Annotated in this window: 9 protein-coding genes and 1 pseudogene; 4 read left to right on the plus strand and 6 right to left on the minus strand. The window is 36.1% G+C overall.

Annotated features, from left to right (window positions below; translation table 11 throughout):
* Positions 1–95 precede the first annotated feature (95 nt).
* Positions 96–1,223, plus strand: a complete 1,128-nt coding sequence (locus H8S01_RS13050) for a cell wall hydrolase (RefSeq protein ID WP_186837467.1) — start codon at positions 96–98, stop codon at positions 1,221–1,223.
* Here the strand turns inward: H8S01_RS13050 and H8S01_RS13055 are convergent.
* Genes H8S01_RS13055 through H8S01_RS13080 form a run of 6 tightly spaced genes read right to left on the minus strand, consistent with a single transcriptional unit; the run spans position 1,194 to position 5,977 of the window.
* Entirely contained in the window at positions 1,194–1,622 is a 429-nt protein-coding gene (locus H8S01_RS13055; protein ID WP_186837468.1) for a hypothetical protein, read from the minus strand. The two genes, H8S01_RS13050 and H8S01_RS13055, sit on opposite strands and share 30 nt — an antisense overlap.
* A complete protein-coding gene (locus tag H8S01_RS13060; protein ID WP_021866651.1) occupies positions 1,612–2,283 on the minus strand; it encodes a hypothetical protein in 672 nt (223 codons plus the stop codon). Before H8S01_RS13060 ends, H8S01_RS13055 begins: the two co-directional genes overlap by 11 nt.
* Positions 2,270–2,602 (minus strand): hypothetical protein, encoded by a 333-nt coding sequence (locus H8S01_RS13065; RefSeq protein WP_021866650.1) that lies wholly within the window; start codon positions 2,600–2,602, stop codon positions 2,270–2,272. Before H8S01_RS13065 ends, H8S01_RS13060 begins: the two co-directional genes overlap by 14 nt.
* Positions 2,599–3,372 (minus strand): hypothetical protein, encoded by a 774-nt coding sequence (locus tag H8S01_RS13070; RefSeq protein ID WP_021866649.1) that lies wholly within the window; start codon positions 3,370–3,372, stop codon positions 2,599–2,601. The genes H8S01_RS13065 and H8S01_RS13070 overlap by 4 nt, the downstream gene beginning before the upstream one ends.
* Before the next feature lie 21 nt (positions 3,373–3,393).
* Positions 3,394–4,578 carry a M20 family metallopeptidase gene (locus H8S01_RS13075; RefSeq protein WP_243204404.1) on the minus strand — a complete coding sequence of 395 codons (1,185 nt, stop codon included), beginning with the start codon at positions 4,576–4,578 and terminating at the stop codon, positions 3,394–3,396.
* A gap of 1 nt (position 4,579) precedes the next feature.
* A complete protein-coding gene (locus H8S01_RS13080; protein ID WP_021866648.1) occupies positions 4,580–5,977 on the minus strand; it encodes a YfcC family protein in 1,398 nt (465 codons plus the stop codon).
* A 169-nt stretch (positions 5,978–6,146) separates the two neighbouring features.
* On the opposite strand from H8S01_RS13080, the gene H8S01_RS13085 reads away from it, so the two are divergent.
* The 3 genes and pseudogenes from H8S01_RS13085 to H8S01_RS13095 form a co-directional block, all read left to right on the plus strand.
* Positions 6,147–7,082, plus strand: coding sequence for a LysR family transcriptional regulator (locus H8S01_RS13085; RefSeq protein WP_021866647.1), 936 nt, complete (start codon positions 6,147–6,149; stop codon positions 7,080–7,082).
* 60 nt (positions 7,083–7,142) lie between these two features.
* A complete protein-coding gene (locus H8S01_RS13090) occupies positions 7,143–7,784 on the plus strand; it encodes a bifunctional 4-hydroxy-2-oxoglutarate aldolase/2-dehydro-3-deoxy-phosphogluconate aldolase (RefSeq protein WP_021866646.1) in 642 nt (213 codons plus the stop codon).
* A gap of 430 nt (positions 7,785–8,214) precedes the next feature.
* A pseudogene (locus H8S01_RS13095) lies at positions 8,215–8,962 on the plus strand (hypothetical protein); the annotation flags it as partial.

Raw genomic sequence — 8,962 nt, forward strand, 5'->3', positions numbered from 1 at the left:
TTAAAACGTCTCTTGCAATTTTATCCAATGGACTTTATAGTACGCTTATATTATAATTATGCTAATAAATGACATGATTTTTAAGGAGTTTTATTTTGGGATTTATTTTAAAAAGGCTTAAAAATTTTATAACATATAAAAAATATATATTAGCTGCCTGCACTTTGAGTCTGTCTCTTACAATTCCATATATTTCATATGCCACTACACAGGATAACCTTGACGATGCAAATCAGAAACTTGAGGAATTAAGGCAGCAGCAGGCGGATATCTCATCCGATATGTCAGACCTTGTCTCACAGATTGATGATATCAACAGGTCTCTTACTGAAATTGACGAAAAGATGCAGGATTTATCAGATAAAATTGACGACCTTTCTATGCAGAAAGAAGAACTTGACAAACAAAAAACCGAACAATACGCTGCAATGAAATTACGGATCCAATATATGTATGAACATGGCAGCCAGAATGCCCTTGATATCATTCTAAGTTCACAGGGACTTTCCGATTTTTTATCAAAATCAGAATATGTGACGCAATTGTCTTCATATGACCGAAGAATGCTTGAAAAAATGGAAAATATAATAACGCAGATAGCCGAAAACAGTGATGAACTTGAAAAAGATTATGCTTCTTTAGATAAATTAAAGTCTGAATCATCCAGACAGTCAGAACGACTTAATGCACTTCTTGATTCAAAACAACAGGAGCTTGCATCTAACAGTGATGATATTACAAAGTTTGAAGAACTTGCCCTCCAGTATGAACAACAGCTTGAAGAAGAGCGGATACGTGAAGCCGAGGAAGCTGCCAGACGTGAGCAGGAAAAAAATAACAGTTTAAATGCCGGGGGAAACAATTATCCCCATATAGATTATACTGCTTCTGACATTGATATGCTCGCAGCTATTATTGAATGTGAAGCCGGAAACCAGTCATATGAAGGAAAATGTGCTGTGGGAAGTGTCATTATAAACCGTGTACGCAATCCACGTTTTGCCAATACAATACAGGAAGTCATATTTGCTCCCGGACAATTTTCGCCGGTTGCAAGCGGACGTTTTGCAATAGTCCTTGCAAGAGGTGCAGATAGTGCATGCGTTGAAGCTGCAACAGCAGTCCTTAATGGTTATATTAACGTAGACTGCCTCTATTTCCACGCTTACCGCGGAAGCATTGATGATGATAAATTAATTATTGGCGACCATGTATTCTTCTAACATGCGGTCTATTTTTACTTTTATGGGGGACATTTCCCCCATTCTTTTTTGTGCATCTTCCATATTCTGTTCCATCTGTGACAATTTTTGTGAGTCTTTGCCAACAGCATATACATTTTTATAAAATGCCGCCTTATAATAATCCGCAACAGCCACACACTCTTTAAAATCCTGTGTTGCATTCTTTTTATTTTCTTCAAGTTTTAATGAATATTTCTGTGCATAATCAACAGCTTTTCCATACTCATCTTCACCATATAACTTCATCAGGAAATATGTTTTACTGTCAACATTAATATTATCACTGTTTTCTTTTATTGCTATTATCATGCAGGCATTAACCAGGACGAGAAGCACAATAATAATGTCCATTATTACAATTTTTTTCTTAATTTTCATGTAAGCTCCTCTCTATAAGACATCTGCTTATTGATGCCTGCGAATACTCTGCTATTTTATCTAAATCATCATCAATAACATGATAATACTGCTTTAAAAGATTCCCCATATCTTTTCTCATCTTATCAAGATATGATTTATTTTTATCTGATATTGTACTATTTTTATCGTTATATGCTGAAATCTGGGAGTAATAATAAAATTTTGAAAGATATTCACTTAAACCGGATATATCCTGCTCTTCAAGGTTATAATTATTATCCTGTTTATTCATAAATGACTGCGACCATGAATAATATCTTGCAGCCATAAGTACCGGATATTCTTCTGAAAATGAATTGTTATCCAATGCATCAATTGAATCACTATACTTAGATAAACCTACATAGTCACCATTATCAAGATAAGAATATATCTGTTCACTAATCTTAACTTTACTGCTGTCAATCTTTGATTTTTTTACTGCCTTATTAATCGGTTCAACCAAAAATGCTGATATGAACAATATAAGTAATACTGCCGGTATAACAGCAGACAGAGCAGTTTTAGAAGCAATTTTTTCACGTTTCTGTGTCTTTTTATAAACTTCTTTTTCTGTCCTGTTATATTCTTTATCAAAATTATTCATTGATGCTTTGTGGCTTTTTTCACTGGATTTCATTAATAATATTCCCTCTCATCTCATTTATCTGCTTTGAATAATTATTTTTGTCAATTGATATAATTGTAAAAATCACAGCTATTATAACTGCTATTACGGCAGCAGTAATTCCGGCAATTTTCAAGATTTCTTTTAAAATTATTTTTTTGTCAATATAAGCAAGGGATGCCAGTCTTTTTCTTATCTGCGACATTCTCTGCATATATATTTTTTCCTGACCGTAAAAATTGGCATTGCCACAATATGGACAGTTTGCAAGTTCTTCAGGATACTCTGCTGAACAATATTTACATGTTACTGTTTTTTTCATATCACTCATTTTATGTCTCCTTGCGAATCATGTCTGTTAATACTATCTTCAATCACTGTCTGTATCTGACTTCTGCTCATGTTTTTTATGTTTTCTGATTCTTCGTCATTAATATAAAAATACGTCTTTAATATCAGACACATATCATCATGGATTTCTCTTACCTTTGTGTCAGAATCTTCGCCATATGCCGGCTTTCCATATATATAGTGAAGATTATTGTAATCATAGAATTCCGCAAGGAGACTACAGGCATCCGACAATGCCCTATTCTTATCATAAATATTATCAGAAGCAAGATATTTTGCAATATAATCATTTACAAATATATAGATCTGTGCAGCCTCTATCTGTGGATGATATGAAAGAAATGGTCCGTCTGACCAGCCGGCGATTTCAAGATTATCACAATAATTATAAAATCCATAATAATCTTTGTAATTCCAATATCTGTCAAGCTTCTCCACTACTTTATCATAATTTTGTGCCGCCTTTTTTTGTTTCTTTGCAAATTCTTTGCCACTTACAGTCATATAAACGGCAAGCCCCAGAAAAACAGCCAGCAATATAATTATATATATTCCACGCACATATACTTTCGCAGTATATGACTGGCTCGTCATCACTCTGGCATCTGCTGCATCTGTTCTTTCCTGATATTTTTTCATATCAGCATTATATTTTTTTCCAAGTGGATTTTCTTTTCCACAATGCGGACATACTGAATCTGTCAAATTAACAATACCACCACAAAAGCGGCATTTCATTTCATCTCTCACCCAACTGCACTCCTGCATATTTTATTTTTCTTTTGCAGCATTAAACTCTTCTTTTATTTCTTCTAAAAGTCCCGGATTAGTAAGCACATCACTTATTGAATCCGCCATGATTTTAGCTGCATAAACAATTGCATCATGTGCCGCCTGTGATTTTCCGGCATCAAGATATTCCTGTGAATGTGGCTGTGCATCAGGCTGTGTAAAAGCAATTCTTATACATGAACCCGGCACTTCATACAGCACATTTCCAAAATCTGTTGAGCCTGTTTTCTCACGCGGAGGTGCAATTGCAGGTGCATTTTCATATGACGCATTTTCCATCAGAAGATTGTTTACCTTATGGCATACAACTTTACTCTTAAACGGAAGGTCCCTTTGAATTTCATAAGTTGTATCCGTCATAAGCGAAGCACCTTTGATTATATTATAAAACCGCTCAACAACTTCATCAAGATATTTTGTACTGTAAGATCGAAGTGTATATTCCGCAACCGTTAAATCCGGCACAACATTTGGTGGACCTCCTGCATTACGGATTGTATAATGCATGCGTGTATCATCTTTTACATGTTCACGAAGCATTTCTATTGCATGAAATGATAAAAGTGCCGCATCTAATGCACTTCTGCCCTGTTCAGGACTTATTGCGGCATGACTCTTTATGCCATGAAAAGTTACAACAAAATTCTCAAGTGCCATACATTTTTCATCTACAGAAGTATTAGGTGAGCCATGTGACATAAATGCAAGATCAAGTTCTTTCATATATCCTTTATCAAGCATAACTATCTTTCCACCAAGAGTTTCTTCTGCCGGAGTTCCATACACAACAATTGTGCATGGATACTCTGACATACATTCTTTTACTGCTATTGCTGCACCAATCCCTGCCGGTCCCTGAAGATGATGCCCACATGCATGTCCTATCTTTTCAAGTGCATCATATTCAACAAGGATTCCGATTACAGGACCTCCGCTTCCATTTCTCCATTCAGCACGAAACGCTGTAGGAAATCCCGTTCCTCTTTCCACCTCAAACCCTTCTTTTTCAAGATAGCTGCAAAGAAGTTCTGCGGATTGATATTCTTCGCCGCTCACTTCTGATAAATCAAATATTTTATCAGCCATTGCCGTAAGCTCATCGCGGCGGTTTTCTATTGATTTTCCAAGTTTTTGTTTTAAATTATTCATCATTTTTATTTCCATTTTAATATCCTATGATAAGTGCCCCAAGCATAAATAAACAGCCCAATGCAGTCCATATAAGGAAAAGCGGCATCATAAATTTGAGCCATTTGCTGTATGGAATCTTTGATACTGCAAGATATCCCATAAGTGATGATGACATTGGAAGCACAGAGTTAGAGAAACCATCTCCAAGCTGGAATGCAAGAACTGCTGTCTGGCGTGAAATTCCAACAAGATCTGATACGGGTACCATAAGAGGCATCGTTACTGCTGCCTGACCTGTTCCTGATACAATTACGCAATTGATAAGTGACTGGCATATAAACATGCCGACTGCTTTAATTGAACCCGGCATAACATTAACAATATTAACAATTCCATAGACAATTGTATCAAGAATTTTTGCATCACTTAATATAACTTCGACTGTACGTGCGATACCAATTATAAGACATCCAACAACAATACCTTTTGCTCCGTTGCCAAATTCCTTTGCAATCCTGCTTGGTCCATAACCACTTACAAGCCCACAGGCTATTCCCATAAAAATAAATAATCCCGACATTTCCTCAAAATACCAGCCTTTTTTAGAAAGTCCGTAAATAAGTATTCCAAATCCTGCTGCCATGATTACAAGAACTGCTATCTGGCTCTTTGATATACTGTCAGATACATCTTCAAATGTATATTCTGTATCTTCCTGAATTCCATATATAACACTCTTTTCAGGATTCGCTGCTACTTTTTTTGCATAAATAATTATATATGCACTTGTAGCGGCAAGAAGAATGACAAGGATAACTATTCTGTAAGCCATTCCAGAAAAAAGCGGAAGTTCTGCTATATCCTGTGCCACACCGACATTGAAAGGATTAAGTATACCCGCCGTAAAGCCTACTGCTGCACCAAGTGCAATCATCGCTGTTCCTGTAACTTTATCAAGTCCAAGAAATAAAGCAAGTGTTATTCCGATTGGCACAAATATCATTACTTCTGATGACATTCCCATTGTAAATCCAAATATTGAAAATAAAGTTAAAAATACAGGAATAACTGCATATTTATGTTTTGAAAATGTCTTTGAAAGTTTTTTACATAATGCTGTCAAGGCACCTGTTGATGTAATTACTTCAAAAGCACCTCCGATTATAAGCATAAATGTAATTGTTGATGCCGACTTTACAATTCCTGTGTATATAGCTGACGGAATTAATAAAGGATTGAGCGGGTTAGATGCAATTCTGTGATAACTGCCCGCCTCGACAAGTGTTTTTCCTGTTGCCGCATCTTTAAATCTTGTAAATTCACCTGCCGGTATGAGATACGTTGCTATTGCTGCAATAATGATAATTGCAACAAGAATTACAAACGTATGCGGCGTTTTCCATTTTTTCTTCTGCTTTTCTTCTGGCTGCATAATTTTTTCCTTCCTGATTATAAATAAATTCGACTAACATTTTATCAGTAACCGTAATGTTATTGACGATTGTCTTTTTATATTTTAATATAGTAAAAACCAAAAGTGAAATTATATGTTTTTATCGAAAGTATAAATTAAATTTATACTTTCACATGGAGAAATTTTTATGATTACAGAAAAGGATATGCAATATATACTTACTATAGCCAATTACGGAAATCTCACAAAAGCCGCTGATGCACTGTTTCTATCACAGCCGGCTTTAAGCATTCATTTGAAGCAGCTGGAAAACTCTCTCGGTCTGCAGCTTTTTGAGCGTAAGGGCCGGAAAATGATACTTACATATGCCGGCGAAGAATTTGTCAAATCAGCAAGAGAAATTACGATGAAATGCTTTGAACTTGAAGACAGGATGATTGACATCCGAAAAAATGTCGCAGTCAGGCTGCGTATCGGCTATATGGTACGTCAGGTAGAATCTCTTTTCCCAACTGTCATGACTAAATTTAACAAACTTTACCCTCAATCTGTTGTTTATGCAATAGATGGTCATCTTCCTGAGCTTGAAGAGCAGCTTATTGCCGGTGACATTGATATGTTTTTTGGATATAACAGTATAATTAACTCACGGCTTACATATGAAACGATTTACAATGACTGCCTTGTTGCAATTCTTCCCAAAAACCATCCTGCCGCATCAATGACCGTAAAAAAGGACACTTGTAGTTATCCATGGCTTGATTTGTCCTATGTAAAAAAAGAACGATTTATCTTACAGCACAGCAATCAAAGCATTCGCCAGCTTGAAGAAGATGCCCTTCTTTATGCAGATGTTCTTCCGGAACTTACTTATAAAATAAGCAGTATTGATGCCGGAGTCCGTCTTGCCGAACAGGGCTACGGAATTGCATTTACGTTAAACAGCTACCTTTCTTCCATGAAATTATCAGATAACTCTGCCATAATGCAGGTTGGTGACCCCAATCTTTTAATTCCATTCTCTGCCGCATATCGAAAAGAAGACTCCGCCCGCCGTGAAATTCACGAATGGATAAAACTTACCTGCGATATAACCAAAAATAAAACAATCACATCATTGTAGTTTTTTAAATTTTATGTTAAAATATGTCTGAATAAATAAAAGAAAGGGGCTATTATTATAATGAGTAATATAGCAGATAAGTTTGAAGAACTTGGAGTAATTCCAGTAGTAGTATTAAATGATTCAAAGGATGCTCTTCCATTAGCAAAGGCTTTAGTTGAAGGTGGTCTTCCATGTGCAGAAGTTACATTCCGTACAGAAGCTGCTGAGGAATCTATCCGTCTTATGCACGAAGCATATCCTGATATGGTACTCGCTGCTGGTACTGTACTTACAACAGAACAGGTTGACAGAGCTGTTGCAGCTGGTGCATCAGTTATCGTAAGCCCAGGTTTCGATCCTGAAGTTGTAGATTACTGTATCTCAAAGAATATTCCTGTTATGCCTGGTATCGTAACACCTTCTGAGCTTGCTCAGGCTGTTAAGAGAGGTCTTACAAGAGTTAAATTCTTCCCTGCAACAGCAGCTGGCGGAATCAAGATGATCAAAGCTATGTGTGCAGCTTACACAACAGTAAGAATTATGCCTACAGGCGGTATCAACACATCTAACCTTGAAGAATTCTTATCATGTGACAAGATTTTCTGCTGCGGCGGTTCTTGGATGGTTAAAGGTGATATGATTAAAGCTGGTGAATTCGACAAGATTCAGAAGATGACAGAAGAAGCTGTTGCTTTAGTTAAGGAAATCCGTTCTAAGTAATTCAGACTTGTTCCTGAATTATTCATCCCGGTCTTGTCCCATTACTTACATATGTTTTGTATGTAATGTGGACAGACCGGGATTTTTTATGATTCTTTGTCAAGAGTAGTGATACAATCCTTTTTTATAATATTTATTTCAAATATTGGCCATCATAAAACGGTTCGTTCAAGTGCTCTATCATCTCGCTTAAAAGATTATATTCAAACCAACCTCTTTCTTATATTTTAATACTAACATAACTCGTCTATAATTGCAAGTATTAATATTATTTATTTATTTTAAATATTACTTGCATACTTTTAAAACATATGTTATAAGTATATCTATAGATATGCATATTTATATATTTTTGTAATTTATACTATTACAATCAAGTCACTTTACATTTTTAACGTGAAAGAAAAAACATCGATGTTAAGGATTTTTATTGAAAAATAAACAAAACAGCTTTTCTTTTTATAACGATGATAATAATGTCGTTATATCTGATGCAGTGGGCAATTTTGATATGTCAGATAATCCTGATATGTCGGATAATCCTGACACTTTACGCAATTACGAAGCCGCACTGCATTCTCTTGCAGATAATCCATCAACCAAACATCTGTATGGTTATCTCATGTCTGACAAAGAGTGGTTTGACCGTTTTACCGGCTTCTTTGCCGGAAAGAAAACCCTGCCCCTCTTATATGACCCATTTTTTAAAATGATATTTAACCCGGTTGAATCAAGGGCAAGGCTTTCCGGGCTTGTAAGCTGCATCCTCGGCCAGCATGTAACTGTTATTGAGGTATTTCCGGATACCAGTTACGCATTTGTTAATTCTTTTGTAATTATGGATATGGTTGTAAGGCTTGATGACGGCAGCATCACAAATATTGAGATTCAGAAAGTCCCTTATGATTTTCCGGCAGCAAGAATCTCATGTTATTCTGCTGACCTTGTATTAAGGCAGTTCCGCATGCTGCAGGGAATGAATGAAGGACAAAGAAACGATTATTACGACGATGCCGCGGCCGGGAAAGCCGGAAATGAAACATCTCAAGCAGCTGATGATTCATCCAGCAAGCCTTCTTATGAAAACATGAAAAAAGTACATACCATCATATTTTTTGAAAAAAGCAGCAGTTCACTTAAAAGCCCGAAAGACAAAAGACTGTACTTCCATGTTGGAA

The sequence above is a fragment of the Lachnospira hominis (ex Liu et al. 2021) genome, from assembly GCF_014287955.1.
GTDB classification, from domain to species: Bacteria; Bacillota; Clostridia; order Lachnospirales; family Lachnospiraceae; genus Lachnospira; species Lachnospira hominis.

Bases quoted from the DNA above. Each gene is read 5' to 3' on its own strand.
- H8S01_RS13075 (WP_243204404.1), bottom strand. From the start codon at position 4,578: ATGGAAATAAAAATGATGAATAATTTAAAACAAAAACTTGGAAAATCA.
- H8S01_RS13085 (WP_021866647.1), top strand. From the start codon at position 6,147: ATGATTACAGAAAAGGATATGCAATATATACTTACTATAGCCAATTAC.
- H8S01_RS13065 (WP_021866650.1), bottom strand. From the start codon at position 2,602: ATGAGTGATATGAAAAAAACAGTAACATGTAAATATTGTTCAGCAGAG.
- H8S01_RS13090 (WP_021866646.1), top strand. From the start codon at position 7,143: ATGAGTAATATAGCAGATAAGTTTGAAGAACTTGGAGTAATTCCAGTA.
- H8S01_RS13060 (WP_021866651.1), bottom strand. From the start codon at position 2,283: ATGAAATCCAGTGAAAAAAGCCACAAAGCATCAATGAATAATTTTGAT.
- H8S01_RS13055 (WP_186837468.1), bottom strand. From the start codon at position 1,622: ATGAAAATTAAGAAAAAAATTGTAATAATGGACATTATTATTGTGCTT.
- H8S01_RS13080 (WP_021866648.1), bottom strand. From the start codon at position 5,977: ATGCAGCCAGAAGAAAAGCAGAAGAAAAAATGGAAAACGCCGCATACG.